At 48.3% G+C, this 25,934-nt stretch carries 19 protein-coding genes; 8 read left to right on the forward strand and 11 right to left on the reverse strand.

Annotated features, from left to right (window positions below):
• Window positions 1-643 precede the first annotated feature (643 nt).
• On the forward strand, window positions 644-2,209 hold the full coding sequence (locus A6049_RS18355; protein WP_063566071.1) for a M4 family metallopeptidase: 1,566 nt from the start codon (window positions 644-646) through the stop codon (window positions 2,207-2,209).
• Window positions 2,210-2,391: 182 nt separating this feature from the next.
• Here the strand turns inward: A6049_RS18355 and A6049_RS18360 are convergent, their stop codons facing one another.
• Window positions 2,392-7,623 carry a WIAG-tail domain gene (locus A6049_RS18360; RefSeq protein ID WP_063566072.1) on the reverse strand — a complete coding sequence of 1,744 codons (5,232 nt, stop codon included), beginning with the start codon at window positions 7,621-7,623 and terminating at the stop codon, window positions 2,392-2,394.
• A 394-nt stretch (window positions 7,624-8,017) separates the two neighbouring features.
• On the opposite strand from A6049_RS18360, the gene A6049_RS18365 reads away from it, so the two are divergent.
• Both A6049_RS18365 and asd read left to right on the forward strand, forming a co-directional pair.
• A complete protein-coding gene (locus tag A6049_RS18365; protein WP_063566073.1) occupies window positions 8,018-9,148 on the forward strand; it encodes a YheC/YheD family endospore coat-associated protein in 1,131 nt (376 codons plus the stop codon).
• An 85-nt stretch (window positions 9,149-9,233) separates the two neighbouring features.
• Entirely contained in the window at window positions 9,234-10,025 is a 792-nt protein-coding gene (asd, locus tag A6049_RS18370; protein ID WP_063566074.1) for an archaetidylserine decarboxylase, read from the forward strand.
• Window positions 10,026-10,525: 500 nt separating this feature from the next.
• On the opposite strand, the gene A6049_RS18375 is transcribed toward asd, so the two are convergent.
• On the reverse strand, window positions 10,526-11,311 hold the full coding sequence (locus A6049_RS18375; RefSeq protein ID WP_053783204.1) for a helix-turn-helix domain-containing protein: 786 nt from the start codon (window positions 11,309-11,311) through the stop codon (window positions 10,526-10,528).
• 121 nt (window positions 11,312-11,432) lie between these two features.
• On the reverse strand, window positions 11,433-12,890 hold the full coding sequence (pdxR, locus tag A6049_RS18380; protein ID WP_063566075.1) for a MocR-like pyridoxine biosynthesis transcription factor PdxR: 1,458 nt from the start codon (window positions 12,888-12,890) through the stop codon (window positions 11,433-11,435).
• 136 nt (window positions 12,891-13,026) lie between these two features.
• Between pdxR and A6049_RS18385 the strand changes: the two genes are divergently transcribed.
• From A6049_RS18385 to A6049_RS33625, 3 genes are all read left to right on the forward strand, one after another.
• Window positions 13,027-13,644 (forward strand): pyridoxamine 5'-phosphate oxidase family protein, encoded by a 618-nt coding sequence (locus A6049_RS18385; protein WP_063566076.1) that lies wholly within the window; start codon window positions 13,027-13,029, stop codon window positions 13,642-13,644.
• Between the two features lie 178 nt (window positions 13,645-13,822).
• Window positions 13,823-15,121 carry an aminotransferase class I/II-fold pyridoxal phosphate-dependent enzyme gene (locus A6049_RS18390; RefSeq protein WP_063566077.1) on the forward strand — a complete coding sequence of 433 codons (1,299 nt, stop codon included), beginning with the start codon at window positions 13,823-13,825 and terminating at the stop codon, window positions 15,119-15,121.
• Between the two features lie 283 nt (window positions 15,122-15,404).
• Window positions 15,405-15,542: a hypothetical protein gene (locus tag A6049_RS33625; protein WP_162842448.1), complete on the forward strand. Its 138-nt coding sequence runs from the start codon at window positions 15,405-15,407 to the stop codon at window positions 15,540-15,542.
• Window positions 15,543-15,701: 159 nt separating this feature from the next.
• On the opposite strand, the gene A6049_RS18395 is transcribed toward A6049_RS33625, so the two are convergent.
• From A6049_RS18395 to A6049_RS18415, 5 genes are all read right to left on the reverse strand, one after another.
• Window positions 15,702-16,919 (reverse strand): ABC transporter permease, encoded by a 1,218-nt coding sequence (locus A6049_RS18395; RefSeq protein WP_063566078.1) that lies wholly within the window; start codon window positions 16,917-16,919, stop codon window positions 15,702-15,704.
• Window positions 16,920-16,921: 2 nt separating this feature from the next.
• Window positions 16,922-17,674: an ABC transporter ATP-binding protein gene (locus tag A6049_RS18400; RefSeq protein WP_063566079.1), complete on the reverse strand. Its 753-nt coding sequence runs from the start codon at window positions 17,672-17,674 to the stop codon at window positions 16,922-16,924.
• A 27-nt stretch (window positions 17,675-17,701) separates the two neighbouring features.
• The gene (locus tag A6049_RS18405) at window positions 17,702-19,075 is read right to left on the reverse strand and encodes a DEAD/DEAH box helicase (RefSeq protein ID WP_063566080.1); all 1,374 of its coding nucleotides are present in this window, start codon (window positions 19,073-19,075) and stop codon (window positions 17,702-17,704) included.
• A gap of 212 nt (window positions 19,076-19,287) precedes the next feature.
• A complete protein-coding gene (locus A6049_RS18410) occupies window positions 19,288-20,061 on the reverse strand; it encodes an SDR family NAD(P)-dependent oxidoreductase (protein ID WP_063566081.1) in 774 nt (257 codons plus the stop codon).
• A 56-nt stretch (window positions 20,062-20,117) separates the two neighbouring features.
• A complete protein-coding gene (locus A6049_RS18415; RefSeq protein ID WP_063566082.1) occupies window positions 20,118-20,576 on the reverse strand; it encodes a chemotaxis protein CheX in 459 nt (152 codons plus the stop codon).
• A gap of 447 nt (window positions 20,577-21,023) precedes the next feature.
• Here A6049_RS18415 and A6049_RS18420 point away from each other — a divergent pair, with 447 nt between their 5' ends.
• Complete coding sequence (locus A6049_RS18420) at window positions 21,024-21,926, forward strand: LysR family transcriptional regulator (protein WP_063566083.1); 903 nt, start codon at window positions 21,024-21,026, stop codon at window positions 21,924-21,926.
• 32 nt (window positions 21,927-21,958) lie between these two features.
• On the forward strand, window positions 21,959-22,768 hold the full coding sequence (locus A6049_RS18425; RefSeq protein WP_063566084.1) for a histidinol-phosphatase: 810 nt from the start codon (window positions 21,959-21,961) through the stop codon (window positions 22,766-22,768).
• A 474-nt stretch (window positions 22,769-23,242) separates the two neighbouring features.
• On the opposite strand, the gene A6049_RS18430 is transcribed toward A6049_RS18425, so the two are convergent.
• The 3 genes from A6049_RS18430 to A6049_RS18440 form a co-directional block, all read right to left on the reverse strand.
• A complete protein-coding gene (locus A6049_RS18430) occupies window positions 23,243-23,875 on the reverse strand; it encodes a GNAT family N-acetyltransferase (protein ID WP_090810516.1) in 633 nt (210 codons plus the stop codon).
• A gap of 177 nt (window positions 23,876-24,052) precedes the next feature.
• Complete coding sequence (locus tag A6049_RS18435) at window positions 24,053-24,787, reverse strand: metallophosphoesterase family protein (RefSeq protein WP_063566085.1); 735 nt, start codon at window positions 24,785-24,787, stop codon at window positions 24,053-24,055.
• Window positions 24,788-24,826: 39 nt separating this feature from the next.
• On the reverse strand, window positions 24,827-25,768 hold the full coding sequence (locus tag A6049_RS18440) for a metallophosphoesterase (protein ID WP_063566086.1): 942 nt from the start codon (window positions 25,766-25,768) through the stop codon (window positions 24,827-24,829).
• Window positions 25,769-25,934: the final 166 nt, after the last annotated feature.

Genomic DNA, 25,934 nt, shown 5'->3' on the forward strand with positions numbered 1-25,934 from the left:
GGCTCAGTCAATCCATTTATTTAGACAGAATTCGTCAAAATATGCGAAATATGCTACGGCTCCCCTACTTCAGACACAATTTTTAAAAAAATTTAAAATTGCATCTTTTCCAAACTTTTACATTGTGATAATATACGTTGCAAGCAGTGGATTGACAAAAAAATCCTAATGAGGAACGAATGTTCCTTAGTGATCTTTTTTCATTCCTGTTAATTGACCTGGGGTTAATTATGCGTACAGGATGATACAAGAGGCTGTTTTTGCTCTGTTGCATGTACCTTGAGAGGAGTGATGCCGTTCAATACGTAGTTCAGGCTCTATTATGTGAACCCGGAACGAACACCCCGGCTCCGTAAGAACATCTTCTGCTTCGCAAGTGGACAAGACCCCTGGCTTCTGAAAGAGGAACCACAATGAACGATTAAGCCTCATGGCTGAACCGGATAAACGGTACTCCTTTGACACGCCCAACCACAGGCATACAGGATCTGCCGACTTTGTTCCTTATCGTTTCTTGTCATATTCCACGTTTCAGATTCAGCCCCACACTCCGCGCTGCCCAAGTTGCAGACGGAACTCCAACCGAGATTGGCATAATTATGTGTTTTCCAAAAAAATCATATTGAGAATGGGAGAGTTTACTATGAAATTTGCTAAAGTTATGCCAACAATTCTTGGAGGAGCTCTTTTGCTCGCTTCCGTATCTTCTGCTGCTGCAGCTCCATTGTCTGATCAGTCCATTCCATTGCAGGCCCCTTATGCCTCTGAGGAGGGTATCCCGTTGAACAGCGGTTCTGACGAAACAATCTTTAATTTCCTTGGACAACAGGAACAATTCCTGAATTCCGACGTGAAATCCCAACTCAAAATTATTAAAAGAACTACGGACACCTCTGGTGTAAGACACTTCCGCCTGAAGCAGTACATTAAGGGAATTCCAGTCTACGGTGCCGAGCAAACGATCCACCTAGACAAAACAGGCCAGGTTTCATCCGCACTTGGAGATCTCCCACCGATTGAAGAACAAGCCATCCCTAATGACGGTGTCGCTGAAATCAGTGCAGAAGATGCGATCAAGATTGCATCGGAAGAAGCCACTTCCCGCGTTGGAGAGCTTGGCGAACCACAGAAAACCCCTGAAGCGGAACTAAACATTTACCACAACGAGGAAGATGACCAAACCTACCTTGTTTACATTACGGAAGTCAATGTGCTGGATCCCGCCCCATTACGTACCAAATATTTCGTGAATGCCGTTGACGGCAGTATCGTATCTCAATATGACCTCATCAACTTCGCAACAGGAACAGGTACAGGTGTACTTGGTGATACCAAAACCCTTACAACCACCCAATCCGGCAGTACCTTCCAACTGAAAGATACCACTCGCGGCAATGGGATTGAAACTTACACTGCAAACAATGGTTCCTCCATTCCAGGTACACTCCTGACAGATTCCGATAACGTATGGACTGATCGTGCTGGCGTAGATGCCCACGCCCATGCTGCTGCCACGTATGATTTCTACAAAAACAAATTCAACCGCAACGGTATTAATGGCAACGGTTTGCTCATTAAATCCACTGTGCATTATGGCTCCAACTACAATAATGCATTCTGGAACGGAGTACAGATTGTATTTGGTGACGGTGATGGAACGACTTTCCGTTCACTATCTGGTGATCTGGATGTAGTAGGCCACGAATTGACTCACGGTGTCATTGAGTATACAGCCAATCTGGAGTACCGCAATGAGCCAGGTGCATTAAATGAAGCCTTCGCTGATATTTTCGGAAATACGATCCAAAGCAAAAACTGGTTGCTTGGCGACGATGTCTACACCCCTAACATTGCAGGTGATGCACTACGCTCCCTATCCAACCCTACATTGTATGGACAACCTGACAAATACGCTGACCGTTATACTGGAACAGCGGACAACGGAGGCGTTCATACCAACAGCGGTATCATTAACAAAGCGTACTATCTTGCAGCTCAAGGCGGTACACATAATGGTGTCACTGTAACAGGGATCGGGCGTGATAAAGCCATTCAAATCTTCTACAGCACACTCGTGAACTATCTGACACCTACATCCAAATTTGCTGCTGCCAAAACAGCGACAATCCAAGCCGCTAAAGATCTGTACGGTGCGACTTCGGCTGAAGCTACTGCAATTACCAAAGCTTATCAAGCTGTAGGACTGTAAGAATCATTCGTTGTTGAACTCATATTAAATCGTTCAGGCACCCCTCATCGTCCGAACGGAGCAAGCTTATATATGAAAAAAAGCGGTGTCCCGGACATATCCGGGAACCGCTTTTGTCTATTTAAACATGTGAAATCATTCGTCTACAGATGTCTTGAATGAGGACACATGATCTCGCATTCTTACACGGAAGGCCCAGCGGCAATCCATGACAATAATCCATAGGTGTGTGTGGAGCCCGTAGTTCGTGACACTTCCAGTACGGCTTCATCCTCACTCTGGGAGAGGAGCGACACCTGGAATCCCCGATCATTACACATGGCTACAATCACATAATGCTCCGATATAAACGACTCCTCAAAGGCTACCGTTACTTCCACGCACTGTTCATCCTCAGGCAATATAAAGGCCTCCATACCGAACTGCTGCACCACAGGCTGACGGCTGACACTTCGTACGGGCTGGAATGACAGGTGTTCAGGACCCACAGCTCCATGCTGCAACTGGCTGCTTCCAACAGCTCCATCACTCAAATGCTCCTGCTTAACTGCTTGCTCCCTCAGCTTGAACTCCTTAATTCCATCGATCTCATGTGAAAATTCAGGCTGTGGTAGCGGTAGCTGTGGCTGGACCGTGCCAGCTGTCGTCAATGAATCTCCAAGCTGGTTAGCTTGCGATGGATGCTCTTGTTGTTGCCCCAGCTCCTGACCCGACGTCTGGATAAACTGCGTTTCCTTCAGATCGACACTTGAGGGTTCCACGACAATTGCCGGCTGTGATGGCGGTACTGCCTCACTTCCTGCTTGAAGCAATCCCTCTTGTCTTTTGATAGCTGCCAGTTGTTCCAGCGTTTCTCCACTGAACTGACGAATCGCATTCCATATCTCTTCGCTCAAATGCGCCGGACCTACAATCCCCGCATTCAAATGATTAGAGGTAATACTCTGCTCACTCAGTTTGCTGCCGTTCACGCTGCCATCGGCCAATTTGGCACTTGTGACGGACCCATTCTGTAGATGGATCCCGCTTACTGCTTCCTCTTCCAGATGGGTTGTGCGAATACTGCGTTCCTGAATATGATCAGCAAGAATCGTTCCATCCTGAATATGCCGAGATTGCACACTTTTGTCTGCTATGTGGATAGCCGATACCGCACCTTCAAGCAATTTATTACCGTTTACACTGCCGTCAGCCATTTTGGCACTTGTTATGGAACCATTGTGCAGATGAATCGAACTGACCGATTCCGCTTTGAGGTGGGAGATTCCAATGCTTCGCTCTTGAATATGGTCAGCATGGATGGCTCTCTCTTGGATATGACTGGATTGCACACTTCCATTGGCAATATGGACATCCGACACCGCATCTTCAAGCAGTTTGCTGCTGCTCACACTGCCATCGGCCAGTTTGGCACTCGTTACGGACCCATTTTGCAGATGAACCGCACTTATTACTTCCTCCTCCAGATGGGACGTACCAATGCTATGCTCCTGAATATGATCAGCAAGGATCGCTCCTGCCTGGATATGGCGAGTTTGCACACTTTCCGACGCGATATGGCTCCCCAATACAGCATCTTCGAGCAATTTGCTGCCGCTAATGCTACCGTCAGCTAATTTAGCACTCGTTACGGACCCATTTTGCAGATGAACCGCACTTACTGCTTCCTCTTCCAGATGGGTTGTGCCTATGCTTCGCTCCTGAATATGATCAGCTTGAATGGCTCCTGCCTGAATATGCTCGGATTGCACACTTTCCGATGCGATATGAATCCCGGATACCGTACCTTCGAGTAACTTGCTGCCGGTTATACTGCTATCCGCCAGTTTGGCACTCGTTACAGATCCATTTTGCAAATGAATGGCACTTACCGATTCCTCTTCCAAATGTGCTGTGCCGATGCTTCGCTCTTGAATATGATTAGCAAGGATTGTTCCCTCTTGAATATGACGGGATTGCACACTATCGTCTGCAATGTGGATATCCGATACTGCTCCTTCAAGCAACTTGCTGCCGGTTACACTGCCGTCGGCCAACTTGGTACTTGTTACAGATCCATTTTGCAGATGAATGGCACTTACTGCTTCCTGTTCCAAGTGAAGCATGCCAATGCTGTGCTCCTGAATATGGTCAGCAAGGATTACTCCTGCCTGGATATGGCGGGATTGCACACTTTCAGAGGCGATATGGATTCCCGACACCGCATCTTCGATCAACTTGCTGCCGGTTACACTGCCGTCGGCCAGTTTGGCACTGATGACAGACCCATTTTGCAGGTGAATCGCACTTACTGCTTCCTCCTCCAGATGGGTTGTGCCGATGCTCCGCTCCTGAATATGGTCAGCATGAATGGCGTCTGCCTGAATATGCTCGGATTGCACGCTTTCGGACGCAATATGAATCCCCGATACGGTTCCTTCAAGCAATTTGCTGCCGTTTATACTGCCATCCGCCAGTTTGGCACTTGTTACAGATCCATTTTGCAAATGAACCGCACTTACAGACTCCTCATCCAGATGAACTGAGCCAATACTGCACTCTTGAATATGATCAGCAAGGATTGCTCCTTCTTGGATATGACGGGTCTGCACACTTTCATTAGCAATGTGAGTAGCCGATACGGTTCCTGCGGCTAATTTACTGCCATCCACACTACCAGTTGCTAGTTTGGAGCGTGTTACAGATTCATCCTGCAATATAATCGTACTTACCGCTTCTTCTTCCAGATGAGACGTTCCGATGCTGCGTTCATGGATATGATGAGGAAGAATCTCACCATCTTGAATATGACGGGAATGCACAGCTCCTTGCTGCAGATGAACAGCACTTGTCGACTCTGCCTGAAGATGCAAACCACTAATTAAACCTGGCTGAAGATGAGCCGCTGTAATGGATAAAGGTGCCAGATGGTCTGTTTCAACAGATCCAGGTGCCAAGTGATGCGATGTGACCACCTGTTCAGCAATATGCTCCTCATGAATGATGTCTGCCTTCAGATGCTGTGAGCTAACTACTTGAGTTCCCAAATGGTCAGATTTCACGCTGCCTTCAGCCAGATGGACGGATTGTACAACGGATGGCTGCAAGTGCTCGCTACCTACAGCAGCCTGTTGTAGTTCTGTCCCCGATACCGAGTCTGCTGTCAAATGGTCCGCACTTATGGAGTCATGCCGAAGTTTGTTGCCGGTAATACTGCCATCAGCGAATAATTCCGGCGAGCGTATTTCTTCCGACAAATGTTCCAAGGAAACGGCATGCTGCTTCAGGTGATATCCGCGAATGGTTCCTGATGGAATATGTTTGGCGTTAATGCTCTCTGCCATAATCTTGGAAGAAGTCACGCTGCCGTCTGCCAGTTTAGCTGACGTGACAGCAAAATCCGCCAGTTTATCTGTGGCAACACTCTCTGGTGAAAGCTTGGGGGAGGTAACCGCATGATCTGTTAGATGAGGCGGAAAAATGGACCCGCCAGCCAGCTGGGCTGAAGTTACACTATCAATAGCCAATTTATCTGTTGTGACCGCGGCCCGTGCAATCGCATCCGTTTCAACACTGCCTGGCTGAAGATGAGGCACACCTACGGCATGTTCTGTCAGATGTTCCGATTTCACTGCATAAGGTCTCAGAGCCTCGGAACCCACGCTGCCTGGAGCCAGATGTGTACCTGTGACTCCACCACTCGCAAGATGCGAGGATATAACACTTCCCGGGGCAAGCGCTCTGCTACTCACCGATGCCGTTCCAAGCTTTTCTGTTGTCACACTTCCATCCGCGAGTTTAACGTCTGTAACGGCAGCATCCTGCAATTCATACGTACCCACGGCCGACTCTGCAAGATGCCGCTCACACACCACGTCGTCTGCGAGAGCATCTCCGGACACACTTGCGGTAGATAGATGAGTTGCCTCGATGCTCCCACTTGCAATGTGAATGGAGTGAATTGCAGAATTGTCCACATGTACCGGTGTAATTCCCCGATTCGCAATGTGTTCCGCACGAATGGACCCTTTGGCAAGATGTTTACCTTGTACGGCTTCATCCGCAATTTTGGAAGAAATGACGCTCTGATCAGAGATCTTGGATGCCGTAATGGACTGCTCCAGCAATTTTGCTGTTCCCACAGACTGGTCTGCCAGTTTGCTGCTGGTTACTGCACCTTCCGTCAAATGCTCACTGCCCACTTCTCCATTGCCAATCTGCTCCTTGCCAACAGAATGAGCGCGAATCTGGCTTGATCCGATTGAACCGTCCAAGAGATGTCTTCCACTTAGTGAACCCTCAGCTAAATGTCTTGTTTGTATGGACCCATCCTCTATCTGGTCACTTCCAATACTGCCATTTAATAGTTGTGAACGACCGACAGACCCTTCTGCCAGATGTGTCTGTTTAACAGCACATGCCTGAATATGGTGAGACTCGATGGATAGTTCTTCGATTTTGCTGCCTGTGACAGCAGCTTCCCGAATTTTGGATGTAGTCACTGCATCGTCAGCCAGTTTGGAGGTATTCACAGCTCCCCCCGTGAGATGTCTTGTATCCACCCCGCTAATCGCAATCTTGTCTCCAGTTACGGCATGATTCTTGATTAATTCTTCCGTTACCAGCATGCGGCTGAGATGTCTTGTGCCGATGGAACCGTCGGCAATTTTGGCCGAATCGATGACCTGGTTGCCAAGCTTCTGAGAAGTAATGCTGCCATCTCTGATTTTCTCACCTGCAATAGAAGCATTTCGTATTTTATGACCAGACACAGAGCCGTCAATCAGGTGCTCCTCAGATACAGACGCTTCCGCAAGTTTCGCTGAAACAATGGCCCCGTCTGCTATGTGTATGCTGGTCACCGCATAATCCTGCAATGCTTCACTGCCGACCGCATCCGGTTTCAGCTTGGAGGCATCCACAGAGAAAGGAGCCAGTTTGCTCTCCGTAACAGCAAATTCACTCAAGTCGTCCGTGTAGATATAGTGTCCGGTATGACCAGGCATCTGGTTCTGGTTCAGGATCTGCAACCGGTCCCTGCTTGCTGTTTCTTGCTTGTTGATACCCAGCTCTTCTTCCAAAACAAGCGGAGCCACGCTGCTGACCTGAATCTGCTTTTCCAGGATATCTTGCGTCTCGACGACTTTCTCGCTATCAGACTCTACGGGTTCCGGTTTGATGGCTTTGGTTACGATCTCCAGGTCTTCCAGCTCGTTCGTTGAAGCAGGTAGCTCCATTGATTCGGATAGGAATTCTTCTGATGCCTGAATGGCCTTCGAATTCCGTTTATTTGTATTCAAGCGTTCTTCCCTATTCGAAGTGAAACCTGAGTCCATTGTGTCTGACCGTCGATTGGTCAGATCCAGTTCCTTAAATTTAGGACTCACATGCCGCAGTTTTGGCGTAGGAACCTTCTTATTGCCTTTTTTACTCATACAGCTAGCTCCTTCCTCTAACGTTCGTCTCCGGCATCTTATGCGTCAGTATGGGCATCTGCCACTGTAATTCATGACTTTGGTGGGTTACATTTTCATCGCTGCACAAGCTTCAAGGTATGAATGATCGAGCTGTCCCTATTGAAATAGGCTGTACCCGTTCACTTATGTAAGGCGGCTGTCCACGCCCCTACCCCAGAGATGTCATACGATATCATGTAAGCCATTTGCATAAATCCATATGATGCAAAGGGCTGGAAAGAGCACTCTTTGATGCATATCGAAGCATCATGATTCCGGTCTGCGTTATCGTGATGTCCAACCATGCGGTGACAGGCCGGCATTCCATGGATGGACGATCCATGGTCGCGATAACATTGAAGGAGGAACGGTCATGCTACAAGAAACGATCGGTATTCTGTTCGATTCACGCATGTACCGGGGGATACCGGCTGGAAGGACGGGTCAGGAATCACTCGCGAATGTTGAACAGGCAGCGGCCTGTTATGGATTAACCCCTTGTTTTTTGCGGCTGGAAGACGTGGATTCGGACAACAAAACCTGTATGGCTTATGTAAAAAAAGAGGGTATATACGTTCGTCAAAGGATGCCATTGCCCTCCGTTATTCATAACCGGGCTCTCCAGCTTCGCCGTTCGGAGCAGCATCAGGTGACCAAACTGCTGTTGCAGGGCATACAGGTTTACAATGTCCGCAATCGATACCGCAAAGACCACATTCACGAGATGCTTTATCAGGACCCCGGTCTCAGGCAACATCTCCCCCGTGCGGTCAAAGCTACACCTGATTCTTTGGCATATATGATGGAACATTACGATGATCTGGTAATCAAGCCATGCAGCGGAAGCATCGGTCACGGCATTATGCGGATATTCCAAAAGGACGGTCAATGGAAACTGACATGTGAGACAAGGACTTCACGCAAGGGATGGGCCACCTTTCGACTGAATAAGGGACAACTGCCATCAGCCACCCTGCGCCGTATTTTCCGGCATGCCTATCTCATTGAAGAACGCATACCTCTGGTTCGTTTTGAGGGAAGACCTGTAGATCTGCGGGTATCCGTGCAACGAGGAAGTGACGGATTGTGGGCGATCACAGGCATATTCGCCAAGGTGGCTCCGGCGCATACGTTTGTCACGAATATCGCCCAAGGCAGCAAAGTCATGACGCTGGCTGAAGCTCTTGACTTGCAGGCAACCGACTGGCATGCACTTGAACTGGAGAACAGAATCCGGTCTGTCGGGCTCCGAATCGCACGGACGCTGGCTTCGAGCCTGCCTCATCTTGCGGACCTCGGACTTGATCTGGGGATCACAGAGAAGGGCCAGATTTATTTTATCGAATGCAACGGAAGGGATCAGCGCTACGGTTTCCGCAAGGCCGGAATGACGGAGACTTGGAAAGCCAGCTACCGGCAGCCGATGGCTTATGGACGTCTGCTGCTGGAGCAGAATTCGCGCATACCAAGGCAACCCCAGACGTATGATCGCGGCCTATATTGATTTCGTGGGCATTCTGTGTCAATATTATGCAGAACGGCCGGCCCTGCCGGCCTTGAAGTTCGCACTAACCCTAAGGGGGATATTCATGGCAAAAACGCTGTTGCGGTTAATGACCGAGCTTTCTTCTCGCAAATGGATCTCCCGGACTGTGGGAGCCTTCTCCAAGAGCCGGGGAAGCAAGGCATTTATCCCTTATTTTGTCCGGACCTACGACATCCCTGTTCAGGAAGCTGAGAAAGACTGGAAGGAATATCGTTCATTGAATGATTTCTTTACCCGTAAACTTAAACCGGGCATGCGCCCGCTTGAACTTTCAGAACATGCACTGATCAGTCCGGTCGATGCCAAAATCACGGCAGCCGGTCCTGTATCTGCTGGAACGCTCCTGAATGTTAAGGGACAAAATTATACACTTGCTGAATTATTAAACCACTCACCACATCTGGAGAAGTACAAGCACGGTTATGCCTTTGTCCTGTATCTCAGCCCACGCGACTATCACCGCATTCATGCTCCTGTTAGCGGTCGCCGCATTGAGAGTGAACATATTAAGGGCAAGGTTTATCCCGTAAATGATTTTGGTCTGACCCATATGAAATCGGTGCTGAGTCGGAACGAACGGCTCATTACGTATATTGCTCATGATTATGGAGAAGTTGCTGTCGTGAAAGTAGGCGCAATGAATGTGAGCAGCATACAGTACGCTGGTGCGGATGTAAGTTCATGGGCACAAGGCGATGATCTCGCATATTTTGAATTCGGTTCCACCGTCGTACTGTTAACACAGAGCGGTACATTCGAACCGGACCCAGGCTTGCAGCCTGGCGACTCCGTCAAAATGGGAGAATTGCTCGGTCGGTTAAAACCAATCCATTGAGCAATACGCAGATGATTCCTGAATAACAGGAGTCATCTTTTTTAATTTCTGATCTCAAGAAACAGATTACACAGAACTTTGGCCTATATAAAAAAATAAATATAAAAAGGTACTCACAGCCGGAACACCTTTTAGGGTAAAGTGTCCAGGCTATGAGTACCTTTTGCCGATCAGAGAATCCGATTATCCGCTTCAGAGCTATGTAGAAGTCAGGATGATTACCGTTCCCATTCCATGTATACATGCAATACGAAGCTAAGCTTCGTCATATTGGTTTTCTGACCATTCCTTAAAACCATACGTCCTGCATTTCCTCTGCCGGTTTGGAGCGGCGCAGGCGGTTCCGGAAAATATTAAAGCCCCTGATAGAGCATCCCCGGTTGCGGACCCGACGTTTTCCGTTCATCACAAGTTCCCCCTTTCGATCGTCTGGAATGCTACATACTTACCCCTGCTTCCCGGAATTGAAACGTTACCATATTCTACCGGACAGAGAGGCCCTAACGAATCTCGGACGGACTTTTGCCGGTATACTGCTTGAACTGACGACTGAAGAAAAAGATATCGCGGTACCCCAGGGCATCTGCCACTTCGGTCACATTCATGCCGGTATGCACCAACAGATGCTCAGCCCGCTCAATGCGCATGCGAATGATATAGGATTGCACGGACGAACCAATCAATTCCTTGAACTTGATCGAGAAGTATCGCGGCGATAATCCAGCCCTTGCAGCGAGGTCTTCCACGCGATGTGTTATCCCCGGATGTTGGCGTACATAGTTAGCTACCTCCTGTATGACATCGGACAACTGGTTGCTCACCTTTTTCTCCACAGGAGCTTCTGTATCTGCACGCAGCAAATGAATCATCAGCTGTTTCAGAATCAGTCGGCTCTCCTCATCCCGCCCATATACATCGGATAGGAACAGTCTTACATAACGAGCCAGCAAGTGCTCGAATTCCACCGTTTCCAGTACCTCACGATAGGACTGGGGAACATCATTAACGGGTATATCTACATCAAAATGAATATACGTTAGTACCAACGGTTTTTGCTTATTATGTGTTGCAGTAGGATGATCGCCTGGCCTGAACAGAAAACAACTACCCTTGCCAACTTCATACGACCGGTCATTCAGCACAACGGTCCCTTCACCACTCCATACATAAAATAAGTCATAGTTTTGCATCGGTTTTTCCCGCTTCTGCCACTTCCATCCCGGTTCGCAGACAATTTTGGCGACGGCGGGCAAAATAACAAAAGATGACGGCGATGCCTGCAGCATGTCGCCACTCCCCCTTGAAAGTTAATCTCTTTTGCATACTGCATCAAAAATGATGCGATATGTGTTTATATATTTCTGCTCCTGCTGGAGCGAAACGTCTTATTCCATTATACAGCGGAATTCACCGAAACGAAAATGTGCACTTCTCCCATGCTAACCGCATTCGCCTTATCCCCTCTTCAATCTCCTCTTTCTCCAGATGTGCAAAGCCAAAACACACAGCCGGCGGACCTGGAGTCAGCCAATAACGAACCGCATCACGGAATACGACACCTTCTTCCTGAGCCAGTGCCTTGAACCGCTCGTAACTGTCAATATCCCCTTTCCACGTAGCATAAATATGCAATCCAGCATCCCCAGGCTGCATGATGAAAGGTTGCGGTAATTCCTGCTTCATCTCACTGACAAAAAAAGCATGCCGTTCCCCATAGAGACGGGTTAACCGTCTTAGATGGCGCAAATACCCTCCTCGGGCCATAAACTTCGCAAGTGCACGCTGCTCCAGAAGGGCAGGAGGTACAGGTTCGTACAGTGCTTTTGCAGCGATCAGTGGCTGCACCAGACTGGGTGGCAGAACCGCGTAACCAAGCCGGAAGGATGCAACCATCGTTTGTGAGAACGATCCGACATAAATGACCCGTTGTTCACGATCGAGTACTTTGAGCGGTTCAATCGGCCTACCTCCCCAGCGAAATTCACTATCATAATCATCTTCAATAATGACGGCATTTCGCTCCGAGGCCCATTCAAGTATGGCTCTCCGTCTGTCCAGACCAAGGACAGCCCCTGTAGGAAACTGGCGGGTAGGTGTCACAAATAACGTCTGTGCTTCCCAGGACTGCGGAATAATCCCCCCGGTATCTACTTCCGCTGGAATAATCTTTCCTCCGCAGGACTTAACGGCATGAGCAATTCCCTGATATCCCGGGTTTTCCAATACAACAGCGGCCCCCTCAGGGATAAGCAGCTGTGCTATCAAAGTGATGCCCTGCATGGAACCACTAAACAGTACGATCTGTGATGCCTCAGCCTGAATGCCCCGTGTCCACCTCAGATGTGATGCGATGGCCTCACGCAGTTCAAGGTCTCCAGCAGCACCACTTCGTTCATGCGATCCGCTCCGATGAACGGCGGCCAGCGCACTTTTCCATTCCGCTTGTGGGAAATGCTCGGCAGGCATACGCTGTACATGGAAGTTGATGACCCGTTGCTCCCGGTCAATGGCTGACGGTTTTTCCTTTTCATTCTGAATATTCAGCGTACTCAACCGCTCTCCCCATGGAGAAAGTTGAATCATTGCCTCCTGCTCTGCATGGTCCTGTGCTGTTATGGTGTCCGAAACAAAAGTCCCTCTTCCCCTATGCGCTCGCACGTAACCATCAGCCAGCAGCATGTCATATACCTGTGCCACGGAGCCGCGTGACATTTCATATTGACGTGCCAACTCTCGAGTGGAAGGCAGTCTTGTGCCTCCAACCAGCGTCCCTGCATGAATGGCGTCACGCAAAGCATGGTACAATGCCTCGTATTTGTAACGGTGTTGAACCACGTATGAATCCATAGGCAGCCACAATTCCATCGTGCACCTCTTTTTCCAAATAAATTGGTCTATTAAAGTGAATGTAAATTGGATCTTTTTATATGTCAATGCAAGTTCTATTGTTATGGCTAAGGTACAGCGATTTAATCCACATGCTATTCAAGGGGGAACACCGATGAGAAGAAAAGAATTCAATGTAGATAAAGAACAGGAGATGATAACATTTCTGGACCAATGCTCCTTTGGTTTTCTGGGAACGGTTAGTCCGGACGGGCAGCCACGGGTAACACCGCTAAACTTCGTATATATGGACGGTTGTTTTTATTTCCATGGCAGTCTTGCCGGAGAGAAAATGAAACAGATCAAGCAGGATTCCTCCGTCAGTTTTACCGTGGCAGAAGAGTTTTCCCTGATTCCATCTTATTTCAGTGATCCCGAATTAGCTTGTCCGGCAACTTCTTTTTTCAAAAGTGTAATGGCATTCGGACAGGCAGAGCCGGTTCAGGATCTGGACGTTAAGGGCCAGGTTCTTCAACGCTTTATGGAGAAACTCCAGCCGCAGGGCGGATATGTTCCCATTGATGCAGCTGATCCCCGCTACAAGGGTAATCTCAAAGCCGTTGCTGTGGTTCGCATTGTTCCTGAACGGATCAGTGCCAAGTTCAAATTTGGACAGAACCTCTCTGCTGAACGCTTTGACCATATTAGCGGCGAACTGGAACAGCGTAACGAAGGACGAGATGCAGAAACTGCCGAAATGATGCGGAAATATTGTCCTTTCCATCAGAAATAACATTCATTTTCCATAGTATAATCAATCGGGAGAAGTAACATTAACCTCACTCAAAAACACCCGCAACAACGCGGTGAAGTGATAAAACTGTCATTATGCGTAATTTCCGTGACGGGGGCAAGGCAAGGTGTTATAATGTTAGGCAGTTGAATCCCAAAGACTTGGAAGGATGAAAAGAATGAATCCACTGGCTGAACAGTTGAACGAAAGTATTCAGGCAGGCAGCAGTCACGTCTACTCCATGCTGTCGCAGCTCGGCAAAGAAATCTATTTTCCAAAAGAAGGTATCTTGAGTCAGTCTGCTGAAGCAGCAAGTCTGGCCAAAACCTACAATGCTACGATTGGTATTGCTCTGGAGGGCGGTGTGCCGATGCACCTAGCTGTTATTCAGGATAAGCTGTCCGCATACCAACCGAAAGATTTGTACCCTTATGCTCCGCCTGCAGGGAAGCCTGAGTTGCGGACCGTATGGAGAGACAAGATGCTGAAGGAAACACCTTCCCTTGAAGGTAAAACATTTGGTAACCCCATTGTGACTAACGCATTAACTCATGGACTGAGTATCGTAGCCGACCTGTTCGCCGAAGAAGGGGACGCTGTTATATATCCGGATAAAAACTGGGAAAATTATGAGCTGACCTTCGGAATTCGTCGTCATGGCGAGTTAGTTCATTATCCCCTGTTCGATGATCAATTGAACTTCAACAGTGCTGGCCTGCTCGAAGCGTTGCTTGCGCAGAAGGACAAAGGCAAAGCCATCGTGCTGCTGAACTTCCCGAACAACCCGACAGGTTATACGCCTGGAGCCGAAGAAGCAGATGCAATCGTGGATACGATCCATCAAGCGGCTGAGGCTGGTGTGAACGTCGTTGCTGTGACAGATGATGCCTACTTTGGTCTCTTCTTCGAAGATTCCATTCACGAATCCCTGTTTGGCAAACTGGCGAACCTCCACCCACGTGTGTTAACTGTTAAAGTTGACGGTGCCACGAAGGAAGAATTCGTATGGGGCTTCCGCGTTGGATTCATCACGTACGCCCATGAAGATGCTGCAGTTCTCCATGCTCTGGAGCAAAAAACACTCGGTATTATCCGGGCAACCATCTCCAGTGGTCCGCATCCTTCCCAAACTTTTGTATTGGATGCGCTGAAAGCACCTGAGTTCGAAGCACAGAAGCTGGAGAAGTTTGAAATCATGAAAGGCCGCGCCAACAAAGTAAAATCCATCCTCGATAGCGGTAAATACGGTGAGGTATGGGATTACTATCCGTTCAACTCCGGTTACTTCATGTGCCTGAAGCTGAAGGATGTCGGCGCAGAGCAGCTCCGGACCCATTTGCTACAGAAATACGGCGTCGGTACGATTGCGCTGGGTGAGGCGGATCTGCGAATCGCCTTCTCCTGTATTGAAGAATCCGGACTGGAAGATCTGTTCGACACGATCTATCGTGGAGTTTTGGATCTACAGACAACTTAATTTATATGCAGTAATGCTAATCCAAATAAATAAGTCAGGGGGCGGACTTGCATCCGTTGCCTGACTCAAATACGAACCCCTTTGTATCCTGATGAATGTCTCTCGATATAAAGGGGTATTTTGTGTTCCGCTTTGAAAACGTGTGGCTATCTTGACGGGCAAAGGCCCAAAACGATGAATTTTCAGGCTCTACCGGGCAACGGCCCAATCAGCCTATCCCCAAAGCACATAATATACGATGTACGCAAGGGCGTGCCCAACACCACTTGAAAGGGGAATGACCATGTCTGGAGTAGTTGAAGAAACAAGAGGCGGTTATGGATGCGGCGGTTACGGTTACGGAGGAGGATTTACAAATACAGGTGCCATTCTCGTTCTGTTCATCTTGCTCGTCATTATCACAAAATCGTTCCTCTGTTAGTTCATACGTCCTCACCAGGAGTCGGAACAAGGTAAGCTGACTGTAGCACAAAGAAGGGTACTCCGGGATACAGCTCGGAATACCCTTCTTTTGTTATGTTACGCAAGCGTCCCTAGTCGGCGTTGCCATTGAACGTTAACTAGTCAGACGCTCGATCGTTCATTCATCCTCTTCTTCTTTCAACCACTTGTTGCCCTGAGAACGTCGCATCAAGTAGATGACCAGCACACCAAGAACCAGTGCTGCTCCGATCATGCTCAGTCCATTCCATCCCGCAACCAGCATCGGCAGCCACATGAGCAAGGCAGTCAGTGCATGCAGATTCGAGATGAACCCCAGCACCTGGGAACGACGACTTTCTCCCGAGATGGGATAAATCATAATCCAGAACGATTCACCATGACTGCGACGCAGTGCACCCAGTTGCACACCCACAAGCAGCAGGAAGAACAGGTATACACAAATCCCGAAATAACTGCCTGCCGTCCACCAGGACAGCAGCATGCCCAGTACAACCAAGCGCACAACGATAGAGAACACTTCAGTTCGGATGAACGTTTTGGTGATCAGATAGCGATAGGCTTTCCCTGCGTTCCACGGGAGGCCACTCCCCCATTTGCTGAGCCAGCGGCGAGAACTTACTTTTTGGCCTGATGAAGGCACATCTACGAACCATCCCAGCGTGCGCATCACTCGTCCAGCCTGGCCCTGCTCCACCTGAATGAGACGGTCCCATGAAACCCGATGTTTCAGAGGGATACGCAGAGCAACGATATAAACGACGGCCAGCAGCAGCAGGAACCAGATACTGCGCTGTGGAGGCTGCCACAACCAGGCGGCAATCGCCAGTATAGCCAAAGCCCATCGGAGCAAACGATATCCTCTAGCGGCACCGATTTGCACCATGCGTAGTTCTTGCCAAGCCCCATAGCTCGATAACCCTTTCCACAACAGAAGAAGCAGGATAAACCAGCCAAATGGCCTTGCATCCTGATCTGCTCGAACATAGAGCGGCCACAACGTTACAAATACGAGCAGCATACCCAAGGTTTTATAGATAATGCCACGAGCAAAGCTGTTTTTCAGATATTCGTGCATCCGATATTCCTGCGGACGTAAAAATACGATGTCTGCCGGATGTAGATATGTACGATAGCTGCTAAACAGCACCAGTGGCGCCAACAACAGCAACGTAATCCAGCGAATCGGAAATCCCGCCGGAATGTGCTGTACAAACGATGTATACCAGGCGGAGAACGCAATGACGAGAAATAAGAACACCATGGCTACGCCGCTCTGAATGACATAACCCAGATAAGGAAGAATTCCATTCCAGAATCCCGTGCGTCTTTGCTTCCATAACTGCTTGAGATCCATGCTTAATCCCTGCCTTGTACAAGGGAATAGAACATATGCTCCAACGTGGCATCCGATTCCCCGAATTGAGTACGCAGCTCATTCAGCGTCCCTTGAGCAATGACCTGTCCTCGATGCAGGACAATAAAACGGTCACAGTAATTTTCAATGGTGGACAGAATGTGTGAACTCAACAAAATGGATGATCCCGAAGCCTTCATTTCAAGCATAAAATCAAGCAAAGAGCGGATTCCGAGGGGGTCAAGTCCCAGGAAAGGCTCATCAATGATATAGAGTGGCGGACCCGCCACAAAAGCACACATGATCATGACCTTTTGCCGCATACCTTTGGACAGGTGGGTCGACAGACTGGTACTTTTCTCATTCATGCGGAACAAGTCGAGCAGTTTCTCCGTACGCTTTTTGAAATCAGCCTCAGAAACGCCATATGCTCTGGCCGTAAACTCCAGATGCTCCATGACTGTCATCTCGTCGTACAGCTCAGGAGATTCCGGTACAAAGGCCATGGCGGATTGATATACCTGTGGATCTTCGTCCCGCTTCTTGCCCATGACCCGCACTTCTCCCTGTTGAGGAGTCATCAATCCTAAAATATGCTTCATCGTAGTACTTTTGCCAGCACCGTTTAATCCGATCAGTCCGACCATTTCTCCGCGTCCAACTTCAAGATCGATGCCGTGGAGGACGGGCCGTTTGGCACTATATCCTCCGCTTAGCCCGTTGATTTTCAATACGGGTGGTTGAACGTTTTCCATCTATCCCTGCACCTCTTTCGTCAGGTTTTATTCTTCAGAGCGTGGCTCTTTACCTTTACTCCATTTAGGAGCGCCCTTGTTCTTACGATCCTGGTCCCGTTCTGTTCTGCCTGTATTGCCAGCTGGCTTGCCGCCCGCCGGACGTTGATTCGAAGCAGCAGTTCTGGCGCCGCCATTGCGGCTGGCCTGACCAGGTTTACGATCCCGGGACTGCCCTGGTTTTCTGGAGAAAGAATGTCCTTCAGGCCGCGTATCCGGACGCGGATCAGCCTCCAGCACTTTACCCCCGAACAATACACGTTCCGGCAATTCGATTCCAAGTTCCCGCGCAAACTTGCGCATAATGAAAATTTGCGTTTCGTCCACGATCGACAACACGATACCACTGCGACCCATACGACCTGTTCTTCCTGCACGGTGAACATAGTGTTCCGAATCAAATGCAGGATCATAGTTAATGACCATCGGCAAACCTTCAATATCCAGTCCTCTGGCTGCAACCTCGCTCGCGATCAGCAGTTGCAGTTTCCCGTTACGGAAAGCGGATAACACGTTGCTGCGGGTCACTTTGTCAGCATCTCCATACAGCGCAGCTGCCGAGAAGCCCAGATGATTCATTTTCGCTTCAACCTCGCCAATATCCTCGGTAGCATTCACAAAGACGATGGCACGATCCGGGTTATACTGTCTAACCAGACGGCGCAGCATATCAATTTTGTTGCGGTTTTCTTCTACAAAATAAAAATGCTCAAGTCCCGCCGCAGTTGCCCGGTCCGGTTCAATTCCGATCTGTACCGGCTCTTTCATCTCCCGCTTCGCAAGTCCAGCAGTGTGCTCATCAATCGTTGCTGACAAGAAAATAAGCTGACGGTCGCGCAGGGCACTGCGCAATACGAAGTCCACGTCACTTACCCCGCCGAGCTGGAATACCTGGTCTGCCTCGTCAATAACAATCGTGGAGACATTGTGCATTTTCAGCTTTTTCAGCGTGATCAGTTCCTTCAGACGTCCTGGCGTTCCTACAACCAGTTCCGGGTGTTCACGCAGCTTCTCGATCTGACGTTTTACTGCAGCGCCGCCAATTAGCCCCAGAACGCCAATTTTGCGTTCTTCCCCATAGCGCTGTGCTTCGCGGACAATCTGCATCGCCAGCTCTTGTGTAGGAGCAATGATGAGCTTCTGTGTCCCTTTTATATCACTTTTGATGGATTGCAACAGTGGCAGCAAATAGGCGAGTGTCTTGCCTGTTCCCGTCTGCGATTTCGAAACCACATCGCGACCTTCCAAAATAACCGGGATTGTCTGTGCCTGTACCGGTGAAGGTTCGTTGATGCCATGTCTGGCGAGTACAGCCTCAAGATCCTGTTCTACGCCAATTGAAGCAAATGTTTGATTCGTCATGTATGTCCATCCTTTAAATTTATTCGTTTTGATGCTCTAGCCCTGCTTGTACTAATAAAACCGAAGCCTGTCATCACATTACCTTTCATTATATGCGAAAAAAGCCTGCGGACCAAATCTTATTCATGAAACATGTCTTTGCACACAAAAAAAAGAAAAGCCCCTCGGCGGAGCCCTTCTTTTATCCGATATATGATGCCCATTGTTGCATCTTACTTCTGATTCATTACTCCGTGCGACAGCCTGTCAGCGAGACGCGGAAATAGCTGATACAGCCACACTCCAGCCGAAGCCAGTCTGGGCAGATTCACTTCTTCCTTGCGCTTCTTCATCGCCCGGATCATATGCCCCGCAACCTCTTCCGGCTTCAGCATCATCCAGCGTACATTATTAACATAGTTACCGGAGGGGTCTGCCCGTTGGAAGAACGGTGTATCGATGGGTCCGGGATTAATGGTCGTTACCGTGACTCCGGTCTTGCGAAGTTCCTGGCGCAGGGCATTGCTGAAGCCAAGTACGGCATGTTTGGTTGCCGTATATGAAGCGGATTTTGCAGTTCCGATCTTGCCAGCCATGGAAGCTACATTCACGATTTGTCCTCTGCCTCGTTGTAACATCTGCGGCAGCACTGCCTTGGTGCAGCGAACAATGCCCATGTAATTAACGTCCATCATCTCATCGAATTCCTGCACAGACATATCCGTCATCGCTGCAAATTTTCCGTAACCAGCGTTATTCAGCAAAATATCGATTCGTCCGTATTTCTGCAACATCGCATCCACGGCTGTCTGAACTTGCTCAGTATTCGTTACATCTAACGTGAGTAGTTCATGTTGCCCTTTCAGCGAAGCACCAATCTCTTCCAGCTTGTCCCGCGAGCGGGCAGCCAGAATCGGGATGGCTCCTTCTTCTATCAGCATCTGTGCACAGAGCGCACCAATTCCGCTCGACGCACCTGTGATAAAAACAACCTGATCTTTCAACATACCCGATGTCCTCCCGTATTGAACACATATTGCCCCAAGAGGCGTATGGTTCTATTCTACGAGATCATCACTTGAATATCCATCTCACCGATTCCGTCCATCAGCAAAGGAATGCTCAATGCCTTCGTTGCACTAAAAGAACTCACGTATTCAGAATTCATCACTTGTGGAGGTGTAATATCAACAACGACACCCTGATTGGACAGGATGGTACTTGCATTGCCGCTAATCATATTGCCAAGTTCAGAAATAGCACTTTTACTCATTTCGTCCATTTCTGTAATGACAAAGCCGCCCATCATGGCAGAAACGATTTTCAATGCTACCGACTCTTGTATTCCAAACACGATGTTTCCGCTCAGTTGTCCAGTCATTCCGATCACGATCCAGACATGGTCTGCAATGTACTCCACATTTTTCACGCCAAGACTCCCGGTGGAAGGCGAAACCTGGATGAGCTGTTCGAATACGTTCCGTGCGGATTCCAGGAAAGGATTAATCACTTCCGCTTTCACTGTCTAATGTCCCCCTTACACTGGGTTATTGGTCACACACCAAAAGTCCCATATTCAATAAATTTATTATACTTTATCACGTACAAGAATTCACCAAGAATTCGGTAAGGCATGTGTACTATAATTTATCGTCATCCGCGGGGCAAATGTTTATAGCTGATTCTAGCGAAAAAACGAGGCTTTTCGCATCTGTTGCAAGAACAATTGCCATAGAGAGGCATGGCAAAAGGCATTTAGGACTTTTTTACTGTTTCTTAAAATGTTAAAAATTTAATTTCTTGAAATAAAATTAATTTCTCGTTCTAATGGACCTCCCCAAATCCATGATGTTCCCTTCATTGCCCTGCTGTCCTGAATCACCTATAATTTAAGGAACGGAACAATGACCAGTTACGGGATTCCACCTATGGATAGACAGAAGACATTTTACGTGCAAGGAGGCCATACATGAATATCAGTCAACTGGAGACGCTGATTACCATCTCGAAAACGATGAGTTTCCGCAAAGCCGGAGAACTTCTAAATCTGACTCAACCCGCCGTCTCGGCCCAGATCAAGAGCTTGGAGGATGAATTCAGAACCGTTCTTGTCGATCGGAACCAACCGGTCACCCTCACCGATCGCGGACAGGTATTTCTTCAACATGCCGAACGTATGCTGGACATCGTGGGGGAGCTGAAACAGAAGCTGATGGATCTCGATGAGACCCCTCAGGGACATATCAGACTCGGTACAACCACATCCATTGCCATTCAGATTTTGCCACGGGTCTTATCCTACTTTCAGGATCAATTTCCACTCATCAAGACCAGTATCCAATCCCTGCCTTCCTCACAGATCTATACCCAGGTCGAGAATGGTATGGTCGATATCGGTATCGGTTATCTTACAGAGCGTAATCCTAACCTGAATACGTCTGTGCTGTATTATGATACTTTCGAGCTTGTGGTATCTCCTTTCCATCCACTGGCGAAGCAAAAGCATGCCGCGGTGGATGTCCTGCGCAGCACACCTCTGATCTTGCTATCTCCGGATACAGTGGGGCGCCGCTTTACGGAAGGTATTTTCAAAAAACATAATATTGAGCCCAATATCGTTATGGAGTTGTCGAGCAGCGAGGAAGTAAAACGGATGGTTGAGATTAATCTCGGGGCAGCCGTTATATCCAAACAATCCGTTGCCCACGAGTTGCGGCAAGGCACACTGCGCATGATTCCACTGAGTGAACTGGAAGTCAGTCACCCTGTCGGAGTCATTTACAAATCAAGTCGTTATGTGAATTCGGCCATGCAGCAATTCCTGAGCGATCTCAAAGGCATGCCGGAGACCCAGTTCATCAGTTCAGAATGATAAATGAGCCATGAGAAAGGAAGGATTTCCATATGAAATTTGATCTTCACACCCATCATTTTCGTTGTGGTCATGCAGACGGCAATATTCGCGACTATATTGAGGCAGGTATCCAGTCTGGACTTCAGGTTATCGGTATCTCGGATCATACACCTTACTTCGGCAGTGACGAGGAGCAGGCATTTCCCCGGATCGCGATGGGCAAGTCGGAATTGCGTCATTACGTGGAAGAAGTACTGGCTCTGAAGGAAGAATACGCGGGCAAAATTGATGTACTGCTTGGCATTGAATCCGACTATTTCCCTGTCCATGCCGATTTGTATCGCAATACACTGGGGCAATATCCTTTTGATTATATTATTGGTTCAGTTCATCATACGGAAGATGTCAGCATATTCAACAAAACCCGCTGGAACGGATTAAGCGATGCACGTAAGGTTGAAGTGAAAGAGAGTTACTATGCATTGATTCGGCAATCAGCCCGAAGCGGTATGTTCCAGATTCTCGGACATATTGATGCCATGAAAGGAAATTATCCACCTTTCTCGGATATTATCGCGGATCAAGCCATCGATGAAACGTTGCAGGTCATTGCAGAATCGAACGTGGCTATTGAAATTAATACGTCGGGTAAAACCAAGCTCAGTGGGGGCTGGTACCCGTCCGATGCCATTCTGGAGCGTGCGCATCATTACGGAGTTAAAGTGACCTTCGGATCGGATGCCCACAAACCGCAGCGTGTTGCTGATGAACTGGATGACGTTCGTACACGTCTGCAAGAGATTGGATTCACCGAATGGGTATACTTCAAGCAGAAACAAATGCAAGTTGTACCGTTTTAAACATAGAGCACCACAATAGCCCTCACGGCGGCATAAAAAAAACGCTGTGGGGGTTTTTCTTTGTATCCTAATATAAAAAAAGATGTTATATACGTTCAACTAAATATTTACACGATAACAGAAAGTAGTTCTGTCATCGGAGTGTTGGCGTAGAAATTCCATAGTTAAACTTATACAGACAAAAAAAATGAACCCGCTAAGCGCGGGTCCCAACAGCATTATCTATTATCAAAAAGGGGGTCATGAGATAAGTTTACCCGCTGTCTGTTAGAGTTCAATTGCAGCTATATTTCATTTGTGTAACAAATAATTGAAGTTCGTTTCAAACCTCAGCTGTTTCATTTAATTCAGCATTTTGCATAATTCGACCCAACTCGCTTCCGAGTAAAAAAATAGACGAATAGAAACATTTCGATCTATATTTTTCTGATTGAAATACGCTCTTTGGATTTATGCAATATACTCTATTCTATGTTACTCGTGCTTGTCGGATACCAACGTTTGCAGGCGATTTTCCCAATGAGAACGGACATGCTGTTCACGATAGAGACTATACACCTTAACATCCAGCAGGGTTTCCGGCGTCTCACCATCCTCATGATTCAAAACAAACGAGGGCAGGGTCCGTTCATAAATCATACCGCTTTTACAGAGAACCCGTTCGGATGATACATTTGCCTCGTAACAGCGGGCTTCTACTTTACACAAATTAAGCTCGGCAAAACCGAATTCCAGCAAACGCTGCACTGCCTCAGTCGCGACTCCCTTACCCCAGCAGGACCTGTTCAGAATATATCCGATCTGTGCGGTACCATTCTGGTCGTTCCAATGCTGGAATGAAGTGATGCCGATGATCTGTTCGCTGCCTTTCCAGCAGATGCCGTAATGCAATGAATCCAGCTTGGCACTGCTGCTGCGGATCTGATTCAATAATCGCCGAGCCCGGATTGGCGTGGGCTGACTCCCCCTGTTTACATAACGGATCACCTGCGGGTCGGAAAACAGCTCCGACAACGTGCTGTAATCACTCTGACGTAATGATCGAAGAACAAGGCGCTCTGTCCATAAAGCAGGCAATCCTTGGCCCAGCATTTTTCGGGTCAGCATGACAATCGCTCCTTTTGCCTAACGGGTTCTAGTCCGGTAAGACAAGCATGCTCTGAGGATGATCCGGCGCAAATAAAATACATGGATAAACAATAACATCACTATACTCCACAATACCCGCTCAGTAGCCCGAACATTAGTATGCCAATTCATTACAGCGGTTTATTCCTGACATAACTAATCCGTTTGCAGCCCGCGATAAACGCCTGTACGAAGCTCTCGGATATAAAAATCAAGCGAAGGCACCTGAGCCTGCTGAGCAATCTCTACTTCCTGCTCAATATCATAAGGCACCCTTACAAATTGAAGGTTGAACGGGGTGTTCCGATCGTTGCTGTTCTCTCCTTCAAGAATACAGTAAGAAGCCTGGGTAAAATCAAGCGGGTTACCCACGCTGCCTGCATTGAACAACATTTTTCCATTCATAAATTGCAAGTATGCATTATGCACATCCCCATATCCCACGACATCCGCCATACCAAGCTCAGGTTCATCTGCCGGAGGATCGAACATGGCCAACCTCTTCTCAATCTCATCCCACGGCTGTACACGGTGATATACACTTTGGGGAGATGCGTGCACCAGACGGATCGTACGACCACTCAGCTCTAATTGGTGGCTAAACGGCAAGCTCTCCAGATATGCCAATCGCTCCTTACCCAGCCGCTTCGCTTGCCAAGTAAAATTCTCATTGTCCTGATTAACCGCAACCAACTCATCCCAGTTGCCACGGATAACTTGCTCACATGTCTCTCTCACCAGATCAACAACCTGTACTGGATCAGGCCCCTTGCCAACGAGGTCGCCAAGACAAAAGATTCGCTTCAATCCGCGACTCCGAATATCTTTTAATACCGCTTCCCAAGCAGTCATGTTGCCATGAATATCGGATACAATCGCAATTCGTTCCATCTGGCTAACCTCCCTTTATGCTCTATATTCTTTATGTTGTTAACCCTTTAGTTCAAAAACCGTCAATTCCGGCCTGCACAAAAAGCGAATCGGCAGTTGGGTCATGCCAAAGCCTCGGTTCACATAGACTGGCATATGCTTATCCCCAGCGTAATATAACCCTTGAATATACTTGAGTGACCCTCTCGGTGTAGTCAGTGCCCCAATCCAGGGAAAACGCACCTGCCCGCCATGACTGTGTCCAGAGAGCTGTAGTCCGAAACCGTAAGGTGCTGCAATGTCTGCATAATCGGGCTCATGCATAAGCAGCAGTTTCCAGACCTCTCTACTCAACCCCTTGATTGCTACAACAGGATCAGGTCTGCCCGTAAGCGCGTCATCCAGACCTACTATCGCAATACGTGAATCCCCTCGTTCAATCAGAACATGGCTGTTTCGAAGCAACGTGAACCCGGCCTCTTTAAACATCAGCTCCACTTCATGCTGCTGCTGGCCTCGATAATCATGGTTCCCCAATACGGCATATTTGCCATACTTCGCTTGCATTGATGCCAGTGCAGGAATACATTCACGCATCGGTTCTGCTTCCCGTTCAACCATATCTCCGGTAAAACAAATCAGATCAGGCTGCTGTTCCCGTATCGTTTCAGCCAGCTTCTCCATTTGTTTCAGCCCCGTATGGAATCCAAGATGAGCATCACTGAACTGAATCACACGCAATCCCTCGAATGCTTTTGGAATCTTGGGCAGTTTCAATTCAACGTGCTTGATCTCCAGATGACGAGGCTCCCATAACCAGGCATATCCTCCTGTGAGTATACTGGCACTCGCCGTCATTAAGATCATGCGCAGCAAAAAACTGCGCCGGGAGGGATCATGATCCTTTTCCTCTCCGGGAAAAATGGAGTCCTGCGAATCAGATCCATTCTGTGAGCGCCGGGGCGGCGAGATCTTGCTGCCCTCACGCGGTGTTTCTCCCATGCGTCCCCCTCCTTCTTCCGCTACAAATCCATCCCCTTAGTATACCATATTCTGCATGACTAGCCCGGTTCCTTTGCGAGTACAGAAAAAGAAGCCGGGATCTTAGGCTATATGTGCCAAGGATCACGACTTCTTCTAATGGTGCAGATCCGAAGTTCTGCATTAA

The sequence above is a fragment of the Paenibacillus sp. O199 genome (assembly GCF_001636635.1).
GTDB classification, from domain to species: domain Bacteria; phylum Bacillota; class Bacilli; order Paenibacillales; family Paenibacillaceae; genus Paenibacillus; species Paenibacillus marchantiae.